This is a genomic window from Streptomyces sp. NPDC096105 (assembly GCF_044763335.1).
In the GTDB taxonomy this organism is placed as follows: Bacteria; Actinomycetota; Actinomycetes; order Streptomycetales; family Streptomycetaceae; genus Streptomyces.
Genome location: NZ_JBIWGC010000003.1, coordinates 200,949 through 220,817, shown reverse-complemented (window position 1 = coordinate 220,817; position 19,869 = coordinate 200,949). Strand labels below are relative to the sequence as shown.

At 72.9% G+C, this 19,869-nt stretch carries 21 protein-coding genes; 15 read left to right on the top strand and 6 right to left on the bottom strand.

All coding sequences use genetic code 11. The annotated features are described in order from the left end of the window. Window positions 1-7: 7 nt before the first annotated feature. On the top strand, window positions 8-1,420 hold the full coding sequence (locus ACIQ8B_RS06530; protein ID WP_403545724.1) for a dipeptidase: 1,413 nt from the start codon (window positions 8-10) through the stop codon (window positions 1,418-1,420). 130 nt (window positions 1,421-1,550) lie between these two features. Continuing rightward, the gene (gene nudC, locus ACIQ8B_RS06525) at window positions 1,551-2,507 is read left to right on the top strand and encodes an NAD(+) diphosphatase (RefSeq protein WP_290011024.1); all 957 of its coding nucleotides are present in this window, start codon (window positions 1,551-1,553) and stop codon (window positions 2,505-2,507) included. A gap of 77 nt (window positions 2,508-2,584) precedes the next feature. Here nudC and ACIQ8B_RS06520 read toward each other — a convergent pair whose 3' ends face one another. Then, a complete protein-coding gene (locus tag ACIQ8B_RS06520; protein ID WP_106412558.1) occupies window positions 2,585-2,827 on the bottom strand; it encodes a mycoredoxin in 243 nt (80 codons plus the stop codon). Between the two features lie 101 nt (window positions 2,828-2,928). Between ACIQ8B_RS06520 and ACIQ8B_RS06515 the strand changes: the two genes are divergently transcribed. The 5 genes from ACIQ8B_RS06515 to ACIQ8B_RS06495 all read left to right on the top strand — a co-directional run bounded on the left by ACIQ8B_RS06515 (window position 2,929) and on the right by ACIQ8B_RS06495 (window position 6,903). Then, on the top strand, window positions 2,929-5,220 hold the full coding sequence (locus tag ACIQ8B_RS06515; RefSeq protein WP_403545721.1) for an ATP-dependent DNA helicase UvrD2: 2,292 nt from the start codon (window positions 2,929-2,931) through the stop codon (window positions 5,218-5,220). 162 nt (window positions 5,221-5,382) lie between these two features. Then, complete coding sequence (locus ACIQ8B_RS06510) at window positions 5,383-5,700, top strand: hypothetical protein (protein ID WP_106412556.1); 318 nt, start codon at window positions 5,383-5,385, stop codon at window positions 5,698-5,700. Between the two features lie 170 nt (window positions 5,701-5,870). Continuing rightward, window positions 5,871-6,239 (top strand): WhiB family transcriptional regulator, encoded by a 369-nt coding sequence (locus ACIQ8B_RS06505; RefSeq protein WP_006134966.1) that lies wholly within the window; start codon window positions 5,871-5,873, stop codon window positions 6,237-6,239. After that, window positions 6,236-6,559: a hypothetical protein gene (locus tag ACIQ8B_RS06500; protein WP_290011022.1), complete on the top strand. Its 324-nt coding sequence runs from the start codon at window positions 6,236-6,238 to the stop codon at window positions 6,557-6,559. Before ACIQ8B_RS06505 ends, ACIQ8B_RS06500 begins: the two co-directional genes overlap by 4 nt. A 134-nt stretch (window positions 6,560-6,693) precedes the next feature. Then, a complete protein-coding gene (locus tag ACIQ8B_RS06495; RefSeq protein WP_403545716.1) occupies window positions 6,694-6,903 on the top strand; it encodes a hypothetical protein in 210 nt (69 codons plus the stop codon). A gap of 40 nt (window positions 6,904-6,943) precedes the next feature. Here the strand turns inward: ACIQ8B_RS06495 and ACIQ8B_RS06490 are convergent, their stop codons facing one another. Further along, on the bottom strand, window positions 6,944-8,311 hold the full coding sequence (locus tag ACIQ8B_RS06490) for an AarF/ABC1/UbiB kinase family protein (protein WP_290005875.1): 1,368 nt from the start codon (window positions 8,309-8,311) through the stop codon (window positions 6,944-6,946). Beyond that, window positions 8,304-9,545, bottom strand: coding sequence for a ThiF family adenylyltransferase (locus ACIQ8B_RS06485; RefSeq protein ID WP_403545713.1), 1,242 nt, complete (start codon window positions 9,543-9,545; stop codon window positions 8,304-8,306). Before ACIQ8B_RS06485 ends, ACIQ8B_RS06490 begins: the two co-directional genes overlap by 8 nt. 218 nt (window positions 9,546-9,763) lie before the next feature. On the opposite strand from ACIQ8B_RS06485, the gene ACIQ8B_RS06480 reads away from it, so the two are divergent. From ACIQ8B_RS06480 to ACIQ8B_RS06465, 4 genes are all read left to right on the top strand, one after another. Continuing rightward, a complete protein-coding gene (locus tag ACIQ8B_RS06480) occupies window positions 9,764-10,360 on the top strand; it encodes a M48 family metallopeptidase (RefSeq protein WP_391662838.1) in 597 nt (198 codons plus the stop codon). A gap of 146 nt (window positions 10,361-10,506) precedes the next feature. Further along, the gene (locus tag ACIQ8B_RS06475; RefSeq protein WP_403545711.1) at window positions 10,507-12,264 is read left to right on the top strand and encodes a TerD family protein; all 1,758 of its coding nucleotides are present in this window, start codon (window positions 10,507-10,509) and stop codon (window positions 12,262-12,264) included. 11 nt (window positions 12,265-12,275) lie between these two features. Beyond that, entirely contained in the window at window positions 12,276-12,956 is a 681-nt protein-coding gene (locus tag ACIQ8B_RS06470) for an AIM24 family protein (protein ID WP_290005880.1), read from the top strand. Window positions 12,957-12,973: 17 nt separating this feature from the next. Further along, the gene (locus ACIQ8B_RS06465) at window positions 12,974-13,729 is read left to right on the top strand and encodes an AIM24 family protein (protein ID WP_290005882.1); all 756 of its coding nucleotides are present in this window, start codon (window positions 12,974-12,976) and stop codon (window positions 13,727-13,729) included. 57 nt (window positions 13,730-13,786) lie between these two features. On the opposite strand, the gene ACIQ8B_RS06460 is transcribed toward ACIQ8B_RS06465, so the two are convergent. Together ACIQ8B_RS06460 and ACIQ8B_RS06455 are read right to left on the bottom strand one after the other, a co-directional pair. Further along, window positions 13,787-14,314 carry an NUDIX hydrolase gene (locus tag ACIQ8B_RS06460; protein WP_403545709.1) on the bottom strand — a complete coding sequence of 176 codons (528 nt, stop codon included), beginning with the start codon at window positions 14,312-14,314 and terminating at the stop codon, window positions 13,787-13,789. Beyond that, window positions 14,311-15,807 carry a zinc-dependent metalloprotease gene (locus ACIQ8B_RS06455; RefSeq protein WP_403545707.1) on the bottom strand — a complete coding sequence of 499 codons (1,497 nt, stop codon included), beginning with the start codon at window positions 15,805-15,807 and terminating at the stop codon, window positions 14,311-14,313. The genes ACIQ8B_RS06460 and ACIQ8B_RS06455 overlap by 4 nt, the downstream gene beginning before the upstream one ends. Window positions 15,808-15,999: 192 nt before the next feature. Here ACIQ8B_RS06455 and ACIQ8B_RS06450 point away from each other — a divergent pair, with 192 nt between their 5' ends. From ACIQ8B_RS06450 to ACIQ8B_RS06435, 4 genes are all read left to right on the top strand, one after another. After that, window positions 16,000-17,112 carry an SDR family oxidoreductase gene (locus ACIQ8B_RS06450; RefSeq protein WP_403545705.1) on the top strand — a complete coding sequence of 371 codons (1,113 nt, stop codon included), beginning with the start codon at window positions 16,000-16,002 and terminating at the stop codon, window positions 17,110-17,112. A gap of 101 nt (window positions 17,113-17,213) precedes the next feature. After that, entirely contained in the window at window positions 17,214-17,672 is a 459-nt protein-coding gene (locus tag ACIQ8B_RS06445) for a molybdenum cofactor biosynthesis protein MoaE (RefSeq protein WP_290005887.1), read from the top strand. Between the two features lie 192 nt (window positions 17,673-17,864). Next, on the top strand, window positions 17,865-18,029 hold the full coding sequence (locus ACIQ8B_RS06440; RefSeq protein ID WP_198602464.1) for a hypothetical protein: 165 nt from the start codon (window positions 17,865-17,867) through the stop codon (window positions 18,027-18,029). 97 nt (window positions 18,030-18,126) lie between these two features. Beyond that, window positions 18,127-19,221 (top strand): PDZ domain-containing protein, encoded by a 1,095-nt coding sequence (locus ACIQ8B_RS06435; RefSeq protein ID WP_403545702.1) that lies wholly within the window; start codon window positions 18,127-18,129, stop codon window positions 19,219-19,221. A 9-nt stretch (window positions 19,222-19,230) separates the two neighbouring features. On the opposite strand, the gene ACIQ8B_RS06430 is transcribed toward ACIQ8B_RS06435, so the two are convergent. Then, window positions 19,231-19,773 (bottom strand): PPA1309 family protein, encoded by a 543-nt coding sequence (locus ACIQ8B_RS06430; protein WP_403545700.1) that lies wholly within the window; start codon window positions 19,771-19,773, stop codon window positions 19,231-19,233. Between the last annotated feature and the right edge of the window lie 96 nt (window positions 19,774-19,869).

Below are 19,869 nucleotides of genomic sequence, written 5' to 3'. Positions count from 1 at the left end.
CATAGGCATGAGCCAGCCCGTTGACAGTGCCGTCGACGCCGTCCGTACGTACATCGCAGACCACCGCACGGCGTTCCTCGACGACCTCACCGCGTGGCTGCGCATCCCGTCCGTCTCGGCCCAGCCCGATCACGCCCCCGACGTGCGCCGCAGCGCCGACTGGCTCGTCGCCGCCCTGAAGGACACCGGTTTCCCCACCGCCGAGGTCTGGGACACCCCCGGCGCCCCGGCGGTCTACGCCGAGTGGCCCAGCGACGACCCCGGAGCGCCGGCCGTCCTGGTGTACGGCCACCACGACGTGCAGCCCGCCGCGCGCGAGGACGGCTGGACCAGCGACCCGTTCGAGCCCGTCGTCCGCGGCGACCGCCTCTACGCGCGCGGTGCGGCCGACGACAAGGGCCAGGTCTTCTTCCACACCCTGGGCGTGCGCGCCCATCTCGCCGCCACCGGCCGCACCAGCCCCGCCGTCCACCTCAAGCTGCTGATCGAGGGAGAGGAGGAGTCCGGCTCCCCGCACTTCCGGGCACTCGTCGAACAGCACGCGGACCGGCTCGCCGCCGACGCCGTGATCGTCTCCGACACCGGCATGTGGTCCGAGGACACCCCGACCGTGTGCACCGGCATGCGCGGCCTCGCCGAGTGCGAGATCCGCCTGTACGGACCCGACCAGGACATCCACTCCGGCTCCTTCGGCGGCGCCGTGCCCAACCCGGCCACCGCCGCCGCCCGGCTGGTCGCCGCCCTGCACGACGAGCAGGGCCGGGTGGCGATCCCCGGCTTCTACGACGGCGTCGTCGCGCTCACCGACCGTGAGCGCGACCTCTTCGCCCGGCTGCCCTTCGACGAGGAGCGGTGGCTGCGCACCGCCAAGTCGCACGGCACGGGTGGCGAGGCCGGCTACAGCACCCTGGAGCGCGTCTGGGCGCGCCCCACCGCCGAGGTCAACGGCATCGGCGGCGGCTACCAGGGCCCCGGCAGCAAGACGATCATCCCCTCCTCCGCGATGGTGAAGCTTTCCTTCCGGCTGGTCGCCGGCCAGGACCCCGCACACATCCGGGACGCGGTCGGCGCCTGGGTGCCCACCCGGCTGCCCGAGGGCGTCCGGCACGAGATCACCTTCAGCCCCGCCACCCGCCCCTGCCTCACCCCGCTCGACCACCCCGCCCTGCAGTCGGTGGTCCGCGCCATGGGCCGCGCCTTCGACAAGCCCGTGCTGTTCACGCGCGAGGGCGGATCCGGCCCGGCCGCCGACCTCCAGGACGTCCTCGGCGCGCCGGTGCTCTTCCTCGGCATCTCCGTCCCGTCCGACGGCTGGCACGCCCCCGACGAGAAGGTCGAGCTGGACCTGCTGCTCAAAGGCGCCGAGACCAGCGCCCACCTCTGGGGCGACCTCGCCGAGCACTGGCGGCACGCCCCCTGACCACCCACGCCGTCCGAAGCGGGCGCCCGCGCGCGGCACACTGGAAGAGCCGCGCCGTCGCCGCGTCCGCGGACCCGGTCCCTCCCGTTCTCGTCCGCCAGACCGCCCGCGACCCGATCCCCCGGGGGAGTTGGAAGCACCCGTGACCACCAGGACCGACCACACCGCCGACCGGCCCATCTCGCTCACCGCCCCGAGCGGCATCGACCGCGCCGCCCACCACCGGCTCGACGAGGCATGGCTCGCGGCGGCGTGGAGCCACCCCTCGACCCGCTGCTTCGTGGTCTCCGGCGGCCAGGTCCTCATCGACGAGACCCCCGACGGGCGCACCGAACTCGTCATGACCCCGTCCTTCGAGGCCCCGCTCACCGAGGCCCACCGCTACTTCCTCGGCATCGACGAGGACGGCGTCAGCTACTTCGCGCTGCAGAAGGACTCCCTGCCCGGCCGCATGGACGACTCCGCCCGCCCCGCGGGCCTGCGCGAGGCCGGGCTGCTGCTGTCACCCCGCGAGGCGGGCCTGATGGTGCACGCCGTCGCCCTGGAGAACTGGCAGCGGCTGCACCGCTTCTGCTCCCGCTGCGGCGAGCGCACCGTCATCGCCGCCGCCGGCCACATCCGCCGCTGCCCCGCCTGCGGAGCCGAGCATTACCCGCGCACCGACCCCGCGGTGATCATGGCGGTGATCGACGACCGGGACCGCATCCTCCTCGGCCGCCAGGTCCACTGGCCCGAGGGCCGCTTCTCCACCCTCGCCGGGTTCGTCGAGCCGGGAGAGGCCATCGAGCAGTCGGTGCGCCGCGAGGTGCACGAGGAGGCCGGCATCACCATCGGCGAGGTCGAGTACGTCGCCAGCCAGCCCTGGCCGTTCCCCTCCAGCCTCATGCTCGGCTTCTTCGCCCGCGCCACCTCCTCCGAGATCACCGTGGACGGCGACGAGATCCACGAGGCCCGCTGGTTCTCCCGCGACGAACTCCGCGCCGCCTTCGAGTCCGGCGAGGTGCTCCCGCCCTACGGCATCTCGATCGCGGCCCGGCTGATCGAGCGCTGGTACGGCGAGGACCTGCCGACCCGCAGCGCCTTCTGACCCGGGGCATCACACGACGAAGCGGGGCGGCCGGTCCCGTGAGGGACGGCCGCCCCGCCTCGTGACGCGCGGGCCGCTCAGGCGCCGATCTTCTGCTTCACCTGCGCGAGCGAGGGGTTGGTGAGCGTCGAACCGTCGGGGAACAGCACGGTGGGCACCGTCTGGTTGCCGCCGTTCGCCTTCTCCACGAAGGCCGCCGACTCGGGGTCCTGCTCGATGTTGATCTCGGTGTACGCGATGCCCTCGCGGTCCATCTGGCTCTTCAGCCGACGGCAGTAGCCGCACCACGTGGTGCTGTACATCGTCACAGTGCCCTGCATGCCTCTCGCGCTCCTTCGGCGGCTCGGGGAAGTTCTCGGTCTCGGGGGAAACGTACGGGAAAGCGCAGGCATTCCCGCCGCCCCGCCCCGCAGCCGGTGACGTGACGCCTGTCGCATTCGTACGACTGCGAGGCCTCCCCTGTGGACAACCGGCTCACCTGTCCCGGGCGACCTGGCAGCATGGCGGTGTGACAGCAGCAACGCACTCCACCCTCTTCCCGCGGGTACCGGACTCGGCCGACGCGGTGCTCGAAGGTCTCGACCCCGAGCAGCGCGCCGTGGCGACCGCGCTGCACGGGCCGGTGTGCGTGCTGGCGGGCGCCGGCACCGGCAAGACCAGGGCGATCACCCACCGCATCGCCTACGGGGTGCGCGCCGGGATCCTCCAGCCCTCCAGCGTCCTCGCCGTCACCTTCACCAACCGCGCGGCGGGGGAGATGCGCGGACGGCTGCGCCAGCTCGGCGCCGTGGGCGTCCAGGCGCGCACGTTCCACTCCGCGGCCCTGCGCCAGCTCCAGTACTTCTGGCCGAAGGCGGTCGGCGGACCCCTGCCCCGGCTCGTCGACCGCAAGATCCAGCTGGTCGCCGACGCGGCCGCCGCCTGCCGGATCCGCCTCGACCGGGGCGAGCTGCGGGACGTCACCGCCGAGATCGAGTGGTCCAAGGTCACCCAGACCGTCCCCGCCGACTACACGGCCGCGGCCGACAAGGCCGGCCGGGACGCGCCCCGCGACCCCGCCGAGATCGCCCAGCTCTACGCCGCCTACGAGGACCTCAAGCGCGAGCGCTCCGTCATCGACTTCGAGGACGTGCTCCTGCTGACCGTCGCCGTCCTCCAGGACCGGCACGACATCGCCGAGCAGGTGAGGGCCCAGTACCAGCACTTCGTCGTCGACGAGTACCAGGACGTCAGCCCTCTCCAGCAGCGCCTGCTGGAGCTGTGGCTCGGCGACCGGGAGAACCTGTGCGTGGTCGGCGACGCCAGCCAGACCATCTACTCCTTCACGGGCGCGACCCCGGACCACCTGCTCGACTTCCGCGCCCGCCACCCGGGCGCCACCGTCGTCAAGCTCGTCCGCGACTACCGCTCGACCCCCCAGGTGGTCCGCCTGGCCAACGGGCTGCTCGCCCAGGCGAAGGGCCGCGCCGCCGACCACCGGCTGGAGCTGGTCTCCCAGCGCCCCGCGGGACCCGACCCGGTCTTCACCGAGTACACCGACGAGCCCGCCGAGGCCGAGGGCGCCGCCCGGCGTATCCGCGAACTGATCGACTCGGGCGTCCCGGCGAGCGAGATCGCCGTCCTGTTCCGCACGAACTCCCAGTCCGAGACCTACGAGCAGGCCCTCGCCGACGCGGGCGTGCCCTACCAGCTGCGTGGGGCCGAGCGGTTCTTCGACCGTCCCGAGGTGCGCAACGCGATCACCGCCCTGCGCGCCGCGGCCCGCTTCGGCGGCAACGACGCGCTGCTCGACGACGCCCCCGACCTGCCCTCCCAGGTGCGTGCCGTGCTCTCGGGCAAGGGCTGGACGCCCCAGCCGCCCGCCGGGTCGGGTGCGGTCCGGGAGAGCTGGGAGTCCCTGGCCGCCCTGGTCCACCTCGCCCAGGACTTCGCCGCCGCCCGGGCCGGCGCCACGCTCGCCGACCTCGTCGTCGAACTGGACGAACGGGCCGGCGCCCAGCACGCCCCCACGGTCCAGGGCGTCACCCTCGCCTCGCTGCACGCGGCCAAGGGCCTGGAGTGGGACGTCGTCTTCCTGGTCGGCGTCGCCGAGGGCATGATGCCGATCACCTACGCGAAGACCGACGAACAGATCGAGGAGGAGCGCCGCCTCCTCTATGTGGGCGTCACCCGCGCCCGCGAGCATCTCCACCTCTCCTGGGCGCTCTCCCGCTCGCCGGGCGGCCGCCCGAACCGGCGACCCAGCCGATTCCTCACCGGACTGCGCCCCGGCTCGCACGCCGTCGCGGGCCGTGCGGGCGCGGCAGGCGCGGGAGGAGTGGAGCGCGGCTCCTACACGGCCGCCACCCTCCCCGAGCAGGCCCCGCGCCGCCGGCAGCGCACCCCCGCCCGCTGCCGGGTCTGCGGCCGCACGCTGACCGACGGCGGTGAGATGAAACTGATGCGCTGCGAGGACTGCCCCTCCGACATGGACGAGGGCCTGTACGAGCGGCTGCGCGAATGGCGCGGCGAGCAGGCGCGGCGCAGCGGCCAGCCGGCCTTCTGCGTCTTCACCGACAAGACGCTGATCGCCATCGCGGAAGCGGTCCCCGAGGACGAGCACGGACTGGCCCGCATCCCCGGGGTGGGCATGCGTAAGCTGCGCCGTTACGGCGCCGACGTGCTGGCCCTCTGCGCGGGCCGGGACCCCGCCGAGAGGCAAGATCAGGACTGACGCGAACTCGTCGGAAAAATAGTTTGCGCATGCCCCGGGAATCCCCATAGGTTCTTAGCCACGGGGACAGCGGCCTTCTCGGAGGCCCTGATTCCGTGTTGTACTTGCATATCCGCGGACCGGTTCGCCCGGTCCCTGAGACGCCGAGAGGAGGCGAGTCCAGTGATCAGCATCAACATCAGCACCAGCGTCAAACTGACCGATCGCTCGGCCGTCTCCCTGTGCATGCTCGGCGCCTCGAACCAGGGCACCGGTCTGTCCGGCATCCGTGCCGTGCGTCCGGCGTCCTCCGTCGCTCCCGCGGGCCTTGTCGTCCGTGAGCGCGATGAGCGACCGACCGAGGCACTGGAAGCAGCAGTAGTGGCACAGGCGCAGGCCTATGCCTTTGCGGCGACCGGTGCCGGATTCCGGAAGCAGACGACGCAGCACCACCTGATGTGGGCCTTCCGTGGGCCAGAACCCTGGAGTGATCCAGCCTGATTCGCTCAGGCCGGCGCCTTCAGGGCCGCGGAACCCCATCCGGGATCCGCGGCCCTTCTGTTTGCCCGAACGGGAAAACAGGACAAGGCGCCTCGGGACAAGAAAAGAACCCGGTACCAGCCGCACATCCGGCCGACCGGCCGGAAACGACCAGACGAGGAAGACCAGCCGTGCAACTCGAAGCGCACGCCCCGTCCGTACCGCCTTCCGACACGATCCCCAAGCCCGGCTCCACGGAGGACCCGACCTTGACTCCGCTCACCGCGCTCACCGCGCTCGACGACGCCATCGAGAACCTCGGCGTACCCGTCCCGTGCCGCTCCTACGACCCGGAGGTCTTCTTCGCCGAGTCGCCCGCGGACGTCGAGTACGCCAAGTCCCTCTGCCGCACCTGCCCGCTGGTCGAGGCCTGCCTCGCCGGTGCCAAGGAGCGGCGTGAGCCCTGGGGCGTCTGGGGTGGCGAGCTGTTCGTCCAGGGAGTTGTCGTCGCCCGGAAGCGGCCGCGCGGCCGCCCGCGCAAGAACCCGGTCTCGGCATGAACACCCCCGGAACGATCGACCGCCCCCTCACGCACGACCCCCAGAAGCAGGCCCCGATGACGCCGTCCACCCACGAGCCCGCAGGCTCCGCGACCGAAGACTTCACCACCAGCGGTGCGAACGACTCGCGCCAGAACAGGACCCGAGAGATGCAACTCATCCCAGAAGCCCTGGCTCGTGCGCATATGCACGACCGACTGCAGGAGGCGCACCGGGAGCGGCAGGCCAACGGTCTGATCACCGCGCGCCGGATGCAGCGCCGGGCCGAGCGCGCCTCGCGGCGCGCCCGCCGGGCGCTCGCCATGGCGGTCATGCAGTAGGGCACGCCGCCTGAGGCGACGGCCTCCCCAGCCGGAGGCCCCGATCTCCCCGCGGGGGCCGGTCCGTGTGAACGGACCGGCCCCCGCGGTGCGTTGCGGGAGCGGCGCGCTCGGCGCGGGGTCGTCGTCACCGCGTGACCAGTCCTCACGACGGCGACGGCGACGAGGGCTCCGCCGGGGAGCCGGAGCCGCCGGTGCGCGCCCGCTGCGGCGTCCGCGCCGACGGGCCCCGGCCGGCCTGGACCCTTTCCGCGGAGAACGGCGTCCGCCTGCACTGCTGCGAGCGCTGCTCCCGCGAGGACCTGCGCGCGATCGAGGGACGCCTCGACAGCCAGTGGCGGTGAGACCCGCCGTGCCTCACGCGCGCCCGACGGCCCCGCGCGGTCAGGCCGGTGCCGCTTCCTCCTCCTCGCCCGGCTGCCCGGGGACGAACTCCGGCAGCCAGTCCTCCAGTTCCTCCCGCAGCCGCACCGTCGCCCCGAGCTGGCACAGCACACCGATCGTGCTCAACGTGACCCGGTGGATCAGCAGATAGGCCGGCGGAAGGTTGAGCTGCTTGGCCAACTGGTAGGCCGGGGACCGGACGTCCGCTATCCGGGCCGCCTGACCGCGCATCCAGCCACGGGTGAAGGTGAACGCCTCGACCCGCGCCGGCTCGATGATCGGCGAGAGATAGTCGAGGACCGCGTCGGGGTCCAGCTCGACGGATTCCTTGACGAAGCCCTCCGCGCAGAGCATGTCGTAGACGGCCTCCGCCTCGCCGTCCAGGGTCATCCGCAGCGCCTCGCCGATGGGGGCGGGCAGCCCGCCGGGGAGCCGGTCGACGGTGCCGAAGTCCAGAACCCCCAGACGCCAGTCGTCCTCGCCACCGGGACCTCCGGGCAACAGACGGAAGTTGCCCGGGTGCGGGTCGGCGTGCAGCAGGCCGGTCCGGGCGGGACCGGAGAACAGGAAGCGGGCCAGGAGCTGTCCGGCCCGGTCGCGCTGCTGCTCGGTGCCGTCCGCGATGATCTCCGACAGTGGTGTGCCGTCGATCCATTCGGTGACCAGCACCTGCTCGCACTGGTGCACCACGTCCGGCACCACCACGTCGGGGTCGCCGGCGAACTCCTCGGCGTGCGCCCGCTGCGCCTGCGCCTCCAGACCGTAGTCCAGTTCCTCGGAGACCCGGTCCTTGAGCTCCGTGATCAGGGGCTTGACGTCCATGCCGGGGACCAGCGGACCCAGCAGCCGGGCGAAACGGCTCAGCTGGTTGAGGTCGGACAGCAACGCCTCGCCGGCGCCCGGGTACTGCACCTTGACCGCGACCTCACGGCCGTCGTGCCACACCGCCCGGTGGACCTGGCCGATGGAGGCGGCCGCGGCCGGCTTGTCGTCGAACTCCTGGAACAGCTCCTGCCAGTCCTCGCCCAGCCGCTCCTCCAGCACCCCGTGCACCGCGCGGGTCGGCATGGGCGGGGCGGCCTCCTGAAGCTTGGTGAGGGCGGCACGGTAGGGACCGGCGACCTCCTCGGGCAGGGCCGACTCGAAGACCGACAGGGCCTGGCCGAACTTCATGGCACCGCCCTTGAGCTCGCCGAGCACCTTGAACAACTGCTCGGCGGTGCGCTGCTGGAGTTCCCGGCCGACCAGCTCCGCGGACTCGCCCACGATCCGCTTGCCGAGTCCCCAGGTGGCCCGCCCGGCGAAGCCGAGCGGGAGCGCGGCCAGCTTGGCGGTGCGGGTGACCGCCTTGCGGGGAAGATCAGACATGCGCCCTCCAGGTACTTGCCGGCCGCTCCGCGTCCGCCTGACGGCGCGACTCCTTCGACGGCCCGTGCCCAGCCATTGTCTCGTGCGACCCCCCGTCGGCGGAGGTGTGTTCTCCCTTACCTTCGCCCGGGCCGCTGACACCCGGATCCGGACCGCCGGCGGCCCCGCACGGACAGCGGCGGTGCGGCACGACCGGCCGCGGCTGCCAGTGCACCTGAGGCAGGGACACCTCCCAGCGGACGCCCGCGCTGGACGGGAGGCGCCCGTCCAGGAAGGCCAGCGCGTGCGCGGCGGCCAGCCCCGCCACGGTCGAGGCCAGCGCCAGATCGCAGGCCCCCACCCTGCGCTGCCGGCCGGAGCGCCACTGGGCCACCAGCCGGGGCCACACCGGGTCACGGTCGATCCGGTCCTCCTGGAGACAGCCGGCACACCCGGTCTCGCCGGGCAGGACGAGAGGGCCGACCACGCCGGTGCCTTCGACGACCCCGGCGTGGAGGTGAGGAGTTCCCGACGCCATGAGGGGCTCGGCGGACACCGGATCCGGAGCGTGCACCGCGACGTCGTCGCGCGGGGCGAGCACCACCAGGGAGTGGCCGGTCTCCTCCGCGAGGGGCGAGAGGGCCGTGCGGCGCGACGAGGGGTCCGGAGCGCACCGGCGCACGACGCGGCGGGCCGCCTCCTCCCTGCGCTCGCCGACCGCCTCGGCGGGCAGCCCGCCCGGCGCCACGTCCCACGGCTCCACCCGCCCCACGTCCCGCACCTCGACCTCGCCGACGCCCGCCCCCGACAGCAGCGCCGCCACCGCCGCCCCCACCCGGCCCGCGCCTCTGACCTGCACCCGCATGCTCTGCCGCGCCGCCAGCGCCTGGAGCGGGCCGCCCGGCCCGGCGGCGGTCAGGCCGAGCGAGGCCCAGTCCGGGCGCAGCCGGTCCAGCACACCGGGACTCCCGCGCAGGGCGTCGGCGGCCGGCCCGCCGCCCCGGGAGTCGTCCAGCAGTCCCGCCCGAGACAGCCGCCGCACCAGCCGGTCGACGTGACCGTCGGGCAGTTCCATGCGCCGGCCCTCCTCGCGCAGCAGCTCCAGTCCCCGGGTGCCGTCGAGCAGCTCCAGCAGGCTGCCCGTGGCGGTGTCCACCGGACCCAGGGTCAGCGCCTGGGCCGGCGTCATCCCGAACTGCACGGTGTCGCGGTCGCGCCAGCCGCGCCTGAGGGCGGGTTTGAGCACCGGATGCATGACTGACCCCCGTCTGTTCTGATACGTGCCGATGGCCGGGCCGGGTCCGTCGCGGGTCCCGGCCGGCGCTGCCAGCATGCCCGGAACCGCCGAGGGGCCGTCGAGAATTGTCCACAGGCGCCCGAATTCATCGTACAAATCCGGCGACAGGTGGCGGGATCGCCGGAGAAGCGTCCCGGAGCCGGGACTTCCCCCGGTCCACCGGGTACCGTCGGGGCGTGCCCGCCGACCCACTGCACCGCGCCGGAACGTCTCAGCGCAGCGCGAAGAGCCAGCCGACGGACGGCTCACGGGCGAGCGCGATCGAGGTCCGCAGGAGTGCCCGCCGACGCCGGACGGTCTCCGCGTACCGCGAGGGCGATCGCACCGTCGTGCTCATCCCCGCCCGGATGTCCGAGGCGGAGGAGCAGCGCTGGGTGCGCGTCATGCTCGACAAGCTCGCCGCGCAGGAGAGCAGACGGACCCTCGGGGACGCCGAGCTGGCCGAGCGCGCCCAGCGGCTGTCGGAGCAGTACTTCGGCGGACGGGCCCGCCCCCGCTCGGTGCGCTGGGTGACCAACCAGAACACCCGCTGGGGTTCGTGCACCCCGTCCGACGGCAGCATCCGGTTGTCCCACCGGCTCCAGGGCATGCCGGAGTACGTGGTCGACTACGTGCTCTGCCACGAGCTGGCCCATCTCCTGGTGCCCGGTCACGGCCCCCGGTTCTGGCGGCTGCTCGAGACGTACCCGCGGACCGAACGGGCCCGCGGGTACCTCGAGGGCGTGGTCGCGGCCGACCGGCTGCCGCACGTCCCCGGCGCCCGGGACGAGTGACCGCCGCCCCGAGCCGCCCGGAGCGGACGCGGAGCGAGGGCGCCTGCGCGCTGTGTACCGGGTCTGTACCGACTTCTTCCGGTGTCGGGGATTGCGGTTAGCCTGGCGCGACGCACTCACATACGGGATGGGGGACGGTCGTACGCATGGCCAGGGAATTCCAACGCGGCCACAAGGCCAGGATCAGTGACCTCACCGCGGGCACGGACCTGTACGTAGGGGTACAGATCTCCGGCCCGGGGCTCGGCTTCGACATCAGCTGCTTCGGACTCGACGCCGACGAGCGGCTCTCCGACGACCGGTACTTCGTCTTCTACAACCAGCCGAAGTCCCCCGAGGGGTCCATCCAGCTGCTGGGCGCCCAGGCCGGCGACACGGAGTCCTTCCGCGTGACGCTGGACCGGATCCCGCAGCAGATCAGGAAGCTGTCCTTCACGGCGACCATCGACGGCGCCGGGCAGATGTCGCAGATCGGTCCCGGGTACATCCGTATCGTCGCCGGCGGTGAGGAAGTGGCGCGGTACCCGTTCAGCGGCTCGGAGTTCTCCACCGAGCGGGCCGTGATGCTCGGCGACTTCTACTTCAAGGACGTGTGGCGGTTCGCCGCCGTCGGACAGGGCTTCGACGGCGGGCTGGACGCGCTGCTGCGGAACTTCGGCGGCGAGGTGGCCGAGGACGAGCCCGCGGCCGAACCGCAGCAGCCGCAGCAGCCGCAAGCCCTGCAGGCCGCGCCCGGTTTCGCGCCGCCCGCGCAGGCCGCCGCCCCGCCCGCGTTCGGCGTCCCCGCAGGCGGCGCACCCACCCCCGCCCCCGTGCCCGCCCCTGCCCCCGCGCCGCAGCCCGCCGCCCAGGGGTTCGCGCCCCCGCCGCCTTCCGCGCCCGCCCCGCCGCCGGTGCACGCCGCGCCGACCATCGTGGCGCCCCTGCAGACACCGCCCGGCGGCTCGCCGGTGCCGCCCCCTGCGCCCGCGCCCGCTCCCTACGGCGGCCAGACGCCCCCGCCGCCTCCGGGCTACGGGCAGCCGCCCGCCCCGCCGCAGGCCCCCGCCCCGCCGCCCGGTTACAGCCAGCAGCCCGCCCCGCCCCCCGGTTACGGGCAGCCGCCCGCCGCGCCTCAGGCGCCTGCCCCGCCGCCCGGCTACGGCCAGCAGCCGCCGTCCGGACAGGTACCGCCCGGTCAGGCGCCCCACCAGCAGGCCCCCTACGGCGTGCCGCAGGGGATGCCGCAGGGCGCCCCGCAGGCGGCCGGCGTCCTCGGTGCGCTCCAGCAGTTCAAGGAGACGCCCACCGGACAGCGCTGGACCCAGCAGAACAAGAAGCTGGTCCGCGCCGACCTGGGCATCGGCGGTACGGCCGTGCTGGCCCGGCAGGGCAGCATGGTGCTCTACCAGGGCAAGGTCGACTTCAGCTACAAGGGCGCCGGATTCACCGGCCGCATCGTCGGCAACGCCACCGGCCAGGAGATGCAGCTGATGCGCTGCACCGGCCAGGGACAGGTGTTCTTCGCCGAGAACTCCACGATGCTGCACCCGATCGAGCTCCAGGGCGACGCCGTGTGCGTCTCCGCGGAGAACGTCCTCGCCTTCGACGAGGGCCTCCAGTACGAGGTCCGCCGCATCGAGGGGCACGGCATCCCCGGCGGAGCGCTGTTCACGATGCAGTTCCAGGGCACCGGCACGATCGTCGTCAAGACGCACGGCACGCCCGTGGTGCTGCCGGTCACGCCCACCACGTTCGCCGACGCCAACGCCGTCGTCGCGTGGTCGGCCGCCGCCCAGGTGGTCGTCTCCAGCCAGGTCCGGATGCGCCGCAACTCCTACCCCGGCGCCACGGGGGAGAGCGTCAACCTGCAGTTCCGGGGAGCGCCCGGCAACTTCATCGTCGTCCAGCCGTACGAGATCTGAGGGAGCCCGTCATGAACCAGCCACTCGCGGGCTACGCCCCCGCCCCCGTCACCGCCCGCATGGAGAACCACGGCAACCACATGCTGAAGGTCGCCATGCAGACCGGGCACGACCTCTTCGCGCGCGTCGGCTCGATGGTCGCCTACGAGGGCTTCGTCCAGTACGAGCCCAACCCGCCGGCCGTCCGCCAGATCGCCAAGGACTGGCTCACCGGTGAGGGCGCGCCCCTGATGAAGTGCTCCGGCGACGGCCTGCTCTACCTGGCCGACTACGGGGCCAACGTCGTCGTGATCAACCTCAACGGCGAGGGCATCTCCGTCAACGCCACCAACCTGCTCGCCTTCGACGCGCACCTCACCTGGGGCGTGGAGCGGGTCAAGGGCCTGGCGAAGTTCGCCGGGCAGGGCCTGTGGAACACCAGGATCTCCGGGCAGGGCTGGGTCGCGCTCACCTCGCGCGGCAAGCCGATCGTCGTCGACTGCGGAGGCGGCGAGGACGAGACGTACGTCGACCCCGACGCGCTGGTCGCCTGGTCCCCGAACCTCAAGGTGAAGGGCAAGCGCAGCTTCCGCGCCCAGTCGCTGATCGGCCGGGGCAGCGGCGAGGCCTACCAGATGGCCTTCTCCGGTCAGGGCATCGTCGTCGTCCAGCCCAGTGAGGACAGCACCGACCGTCTCCGGATCCGGGGCTGAGGGGGAGCGAGCACACCATGCAGAGTCCGCTTTTCGCGTACAACGAGCAGCAGACCCAGGACCGCTGGAGCCTGCAGAACCAGCAGATGCTCCGGGTGGCCCTCGACGGCCACGAGGACGTCCTCGCCCGCAAGGGCGCCATGGTCGCCTACCAGGGACTCGTCGAGTTCGACGCCGAGTACCAGAGCAACAGCGGGGCACGCGCGCGGGCGCACACCGGCGAGGGCCTCGACCTGATGCGCTGCCACGGGCAGGGCACCGTCTACCTCGCCAACCTCGCCCAGCGCATCCACATCATGGACGTGGAGCCGGACGGCCTGACGGTCGACAGCAGCTACGTCCTCGCGATGGACTCCTCGCTGCACCACGAGGTCATCGCCGTGGACAGCCTCTACGGCATCTCCGGCTCGGGGAAGTACCAGCTCAACATCACCGGCCGGGGCAAGGTCGCGCTGATGACCTCGGGCATGCCGCTGCTGCTCCAGGTGACGCCGGACAAGTACGTCAACTGCGACGCCGACGCGATCGTCGCCTGGTCCACCTCGCTGCGCGTGCAGATGCAGGCCCAGACGCACTCCTCGGGGGTGTGGCGGCGCCGCGGCAACACCGGCGAGGGCTGGGAGCTCAGCTTCATGGGCAACGGCTTCGCGCTGGTCCAGCCGAGTGAACTGCTGCCGCCGCAGAACGCCCAGGCCGGCTCCGGCCTCGCCGCGCAGTACGGCATGGGCCAGCAGGGCGCCCGCGGCCAGAACCAGGGCAACGTCTGGAGCTGAGCGCGTACCGGTGCGCCGGGGCCGCACCCTCCCGAGGGTGCGGCCCCGGCGTACTTCTCAGGTCCCGAGCCTCGCGCGCGTCGCGTCGAGCAGCCGTACCACGGAGTCGTCCGCCACGTCCGGCACCTCGTCGTACGGGAACCAGCGCAGGTCCAGGGACTCGTCGCTGACCGAGTGGACGGCGTCCGGCGTGGCCAGGGCCGCGTACTGCACGTCGAAGTGGCAGCGGCAGGGCGGCGGGACGGGATGCCGGTCCAGCCGCACGGGACCGCCCGGGAGGAGCGTCAGACCCGCGACACCGGACTCCTCGGTCGCCTCCCGCAGCGCCGCCGCGGCGAGTGTGGCGTCACCGGGCTCGCAGTGGCCGCCCGTCTGGAGCCACATCCGCAGCTTCCGGTGCAGCGTCAGCAGCACCCGGCCATGCTCGGGGTCGACCACCAGCGCGCTCGCCGTGAGGTGGCCGGCCCCGCAGGCCTTCCACAGGCCGTCCTGATGCGCGGCCAGGTGCTCCAGATAGGCGTCCCTCAGCCCGGGCTGGTCCTGGTACGCCTTGAGGACCAGCACCGCGTCGTCGCGCAGGCTCACTCGGCGCCGTCGCCCTTGCGCTCGTCGCCCTTGCCGCCTTCGCCGTCGCCCTGGCCGGCGGCGTCCGTGTCCTTGGCGTCCTGGGTGTCCTGGGTGTCCTTCTTGCGCAGGCCGGGCTTGCCGGCGGCCTCGCCGAGCATCTTGTCCAGCTCCGAGAAGTCGATCTGCTCCCGGTGCACGAAGCCGTCCGGGTCGTCCAGGTCGGTCGCCGTCGGCAGCATGTCCGGGTGGTGCCACAGGGCGTCCCGGCCGTCGACCCCGCGCGCGTCGGTGAGCGAGGCCCACAGACGCGAGGCGTCACGCAACCGGCGCGGACGCAGCTCCAGACCGATCAGCGTGGCGAACGTCTGCTCGGCCGGGCCGCCCGAGGCGCGGCGGCGCCGCAGCGTCTCCCGCAGGGCGTCGGCCGACGACAGCCGCGGCTTGGCCGCCGCGTGCACGACCGCGTCCACCCAGCCCTCGACGAGCGCCAGCGCCGTCTCCAGCCGGGCCAGGGCCGCCTTCTGCTCGGGCGTGTCCTCCGGCTGGAACATGCCCTGCTGAAGCGCCTCCTGCAGCTGCTCGGGGTTCTGCGGGTCGAACTGGCCGACCACGTCCTCCAGCTTGCCGGTGTCGACCTTGATGCCGCGGGCGTAGCCGTCGACCGCGCCGAACAGGTGCGACCGCAGCCACGGCACGTGCGCGAAGAGCCGCTGGTGGGCGGCCTCACGCAGGGCGAGGTACAGCCGCACCTCCTCCTGCGGGACGCCCAGGTCCTTGCCGAAGGTCCCGACGTTCAGCGGCAGCAGCGCGGCCTTGCCGGCCGGGCCCAGCGGCAGGCCGATGTCGGACGAACCGACGACCTCGCCGGCCAGCACGCCGACGGCCTGGCCGATCTGCGTGCCGAACATGGCGCCGCCCATGGAGCGCATCATGCCGATCAGCGGGCCGGCCATGGCCTGCATCTCCTCCGGCAGGACGTCGCCCATCGCGTTGCCGACGCGCTCGGCGACCGGGTCGACCAGCTCCCGCCACGCGGGCAGGGTCGCCTCGACCCACTCCGCGCGGCTCCAGGCCACCGCGGAGTGCGAGCCGGACGGCAGGGAGGTGGCGTCGTCCAGCCAGAGGTCGGCCAGCCGGACGGCCTCCTCCACGGCCCTGCGCTCGGCGGGGCCGACACTGGCGTCCTTGGAACCCTGCGCGGTTCCCTGGGCGACCGTCTGGCGGGCGATCTGCTTGGCCATGTCCCAGTTCACCGGCCCGCCCTCGTAGGAGAGCATCTGGCCGAGCTGCTGGAACGCGGCGCCCAGGTCGCCCGGGTTCATCGACCCGAACATCGCGGCGAACGGATTGTCCGCGCCGGGTCCGCCAAATCCGCCCGCCCCGGGCATGCCGAAGCCGAACGGGTTGGCCGGGCCCTGACCACCGCCGCCCTGCGGGTCCTTCTTCTTGCCTTCGTCGCCGTCGTCCGGCTCCTCCGGCGGAAGGCCGAATCCGAATGGGGTGTCACTCACGGGTTTCCTCGGCTTGTAGGGCCACCGGTTCTTTCCGGCGGCACGGCTGCCCGACAACACCACCCAGCGTAGACACCTGAGACGGTTCGGGCCTCGGTGCTTCGCCGACAGGGAGCCTGCGGCAGGATGGATGCCACCTGGTACGCACGCGTCGCTCGCGCTCGTACTGAAGACAACCGCTGGAGACGCCCGGTGAGTTCCCCAGATCCGCAGGTTCGCGCAGCGCGAAACAAGTCAACCAGTCCTCCGCCCCGCGGGCCCGTCGTGGCGGTCACCGGTGCCGCCTCCGGCGTCGGGGCCCTGCTGGCCGAGCGGCTCGCGGCGTCGGAGGAGGTCAAGCAGGTCGTCGCCATCGACGAGCGGCGCGGCGAGTGCGCCGAGGCCGAGTGGCACATCCTGGACGTCCGGGACCCCGCGATCGCGGACCGGCTGCGCGGGGCCGACGTGGTCGTCCACCTGGCCCTCGACCTGGACCTGGAGACCGACGCGGCCGCCCGGACGGCCTACAACGTCCGCGGCACGCAGACGGTGCTGACCGCGGCCGCGGCCGCCGGGGTGCACCGGGTGGTGCTGTGCACCTCGACCATGGTCTACGGGGCGCTGCCCGACAACGAGCTGCCGCTGGCCGAGGACGCGGAGCTGCGCGCCACCGCCGAGGCCACGGGCGTCGGCGACCTGCTGGAGATCGAGCGGCTGGGCCGCCGGGCGCCCCGCGCGCACCCCGGGCTCAACGTCACCGTGGTGCGCCCCGCCGTGCTGGTCGGCGGCACCGACACCGCGCTGACCAGGTACTTCGAGTCGCCCCGGCTGCTGGTGGTGGCCGGTTCCCGGCCCGCGTGGCAGTTCTGCCACGTCGACGACCTGTGCAGCGCGCTGGAGTACGCCGTGCTGGAGAAGGTCGACGGCGAGCTGGCCGTGGGCTGCGACGGGTGGCTGGAGCAGGAGGAGATCGAGGAGCTCAGCGGCATCCGGCGGATGGAGCTGCCGTCGGCGGTGGCGCTCGGCGCGGCGGCCCGGCTGCACCGGATCGGGCTCACCCCGTCCCCGGCCGGGGACCTGGCGTACACGATGTACCCCTGGGTGGTCAGCGGAAGCAGGCTGCACGACGCCGGGTGGCGTCCCGCGTACACGAATGAGGAGGTGCTCGAGCAGCTCCTGGAGGAGGTGTCCGGCAGGCACACGGTCGCGGGCCGCCGTCTGGGCCGCAAGGACGCGACGGCCGCCGGCGCGGCGGGCGCGACGGTGGCGCTGCTCGGCGCCGCGGCGGTGGTGCGCCGGGCCCGGAAGGCGCGCCGGCGGATCTGACGCGGACGGACCCCCTCGGAGGGGCTGCCGCGGCACCACGCGCGCGTACCGGGCGATGACGCTGTTCCGCCCGGTCGGCGGGGTGGGGCACGATGGGGCCCATGGCACCTACGACGGACCACCCCGGTGAGCAGCCCGCCCAGGACCCGATCAAGCTGATCGCGATCCGCGACACCCCGCTGTCGGTGGACGAGATCCTGCGCGCGGTCGGCGACGACGCGGCCGGCGGGACGGCGCTCTTCGTGGGGACCGTGCGCAACCACGACGGGGGCGCCGACGTGGACGAACTGGGCTACTCCTGTCATCCGAGCGCCGAGGACGAGATGCGGCGGATCGCGGAGAAGGTCGCCGCGGACTTCCCCGTCCGGGCGCTGGCCGCGGCCCACCGGGTGGGGGACCTGCGGGTCGGGGACCTCGCCGTGGTCGTCGGCGTGTCGTGCGCGCACCGGGGCGAGGCCTTCGAGGCCTGCCGCAAGCTCATCGACGACATCAAGCACGAGGTGCCCATCTGGAAGCACCAGCGCTTCTCCGACGGCACGCAGGAGTGGGTCGGCGCCTAGGGTCCGGCCGGCGGCAACGCCGCAGACGGGCGTGCCCGGCCCCGCGTCCCCGGCAGGATGCGCCGGACAGGCCGGAGCGCGCCCGTCCTGTGCGGTTGCGTAACCGCACCCCTGAGGTGAGCGTTGTCACTGCGGACGGTTAATCTGCTGATCAGTCAGTGTGGCAGACGCTCATGGGGTTGGGAGGTCGGCATGGCGGCTCTTGCCTGGTTGCTGATTCCGCTGATGGCCGTGATCGGAGCGGGACTGTGGGGCAGTTGGGCCAACCGGACCCGCAAGGTGCGCAGCGACGGTCCCGAACTCATCGGCTACGCCCGTTTCCGTGAGGCGATGGAGAAGGAGCGGGCGGGCAGCTGAGCCCGGAAAGCGCAGGCCAGGACGGCAGCGGGGCCGGGGCCGCTCGACCGGGCGGCCCTGACGGTGCGCTGACAGGTCCGTCCCGTACTGTCGTTGCATGCCACGCCGTACGGTGACGATGCTCGCCTCCACCCTGATGCTGATCGCGCTCCTGTGCGCGGGAGTCTTCATCCCCGTGCCCTATGCGGAGATGTCGCCGGGGCCGACGGTGAACACGCTGGGTGAGCACGAGGGCGAGCCGGTCCTCCGGATCGCCGGACGCAAGACCTATCCGGCGGACGGCAACCTCAACATGACCACCGTGCGGGTCACCAGCGCCGACTACCGCATGAACCTCGTCGAGGCCGTGTACGGCTGGCTCGCGCACGACACCAAGGTCGTCCCGCACGACACCCTCTACCCGGACGGCAAGACGGAGGAGGAGTCGACCCAGGAGAACGCCGAGGAGTTCAGCCAGTCCCAGGAGAGCGCCAAGGTGGCGGCCCTGAAGCAGCTGGGCATCCCGGTGAAGTCCTGGGTGATCGTCTCCACGGTCGTCAAGGACGCGCCCGCCGAGGGCAAGCTGCACGCCGGAGACGTGATCAAGGCCGTCGACGGCAAGGCCGTGAAGGAGCCCTCCGACGTCGCCGAGCTGGTGACCGAGCACGCGCCGGGCGAGGACGTCGTCTTCACCGTCGTGCCCGCCAAGGAGCAGGCGGCCGCCGAGAAGGAGAAGCGGACGGCGGTGCGGACCGAGCAGGTCACCGTCACCACCCGGGCCTCCGACGACGCCGGCGAGGAGCGCGCCGTCGTCGGCATCTCGGCGGGGACCGACCACACCTTCCCGTTCGCCATCGACATCAAGCTCGCCGACGTGGGCGGCCCGAGCGCCGGACTGATGTTCGCCCTCGGCATCTACGACAAGCTCACTCCGGGCGCTCTGACCGGCGGCGCGTTCGTCGCGGGCACCGGCACCATCGACGACGAGGGCAGAGTCGGGCCGATCGGCGGCATCGAGATGAAGACGGTCGGCGCGCGCGACAAGGGCGCCGAGTACTTCCTCACGCCCGCCGACAACTGCGCCGCCGCCGCCAAGGACACCCCCGACGGCCTCACCCTGGTCAAGGTCGGCACCATGGACGACGCCCTGGACGCCCTGAAGGACATCCGCGCGGGCGACACCGCCGGCCTGCCGACGTGCACCGCGTCCTGACCGGAGCGGCTACTCCTCGAACGTCGCGGTCAGCGCCCGGGCCAGACCCGGCACCAGATCCGAGCCCGTGAGCACCTCGGTCGGGGAGTCCTTCTCCCGCAGCCGGATCGCCGACTCACGGGAGCCGTCGCGCAGCACCGCGACCGTCATCCGGACCTCCTGACGCTCCGGGTGCTCCGCCACCCATGTGGTGAGGGCGGCCTCGTCCAGGTCCTTCGGGACCTCGGCCTCCGCGGACGGCGGCAGCATCAGCCGCTCCACGGTGAGGGCGCAGCCGGTGACCGCGTCGGGCCAGGCGATGGTGCCGAGGAACTCGTCGAGCGGCTTGCCGGCGGGGATCTCCTCCTGCTCGATCGGGGTGAGGGCGGCGGACTCCTCCCCGCCGTCCAGGCCGAGGCGGTCCGCGAGGGAGGGCTGTTCCGCCCGAAGCCGGGCAGTGTCTACGAGGGCGAACAGTCGGGCGGGCTGGTCCCAGCCCAGTCCGGACACGTACTCGTCGATCTCGAGCACGGCCCGGGTGAGGGGGTTCGCGGCCATGGGTGTGTTGGACATGGTCACAATCCTCTCTCGTTCCCGGCCCGAATCGGGAACCGAGTAAAGGGTGAGTAAGTTGCATAGGTGTGGGCCCGCGATCACGGGGGACCACGA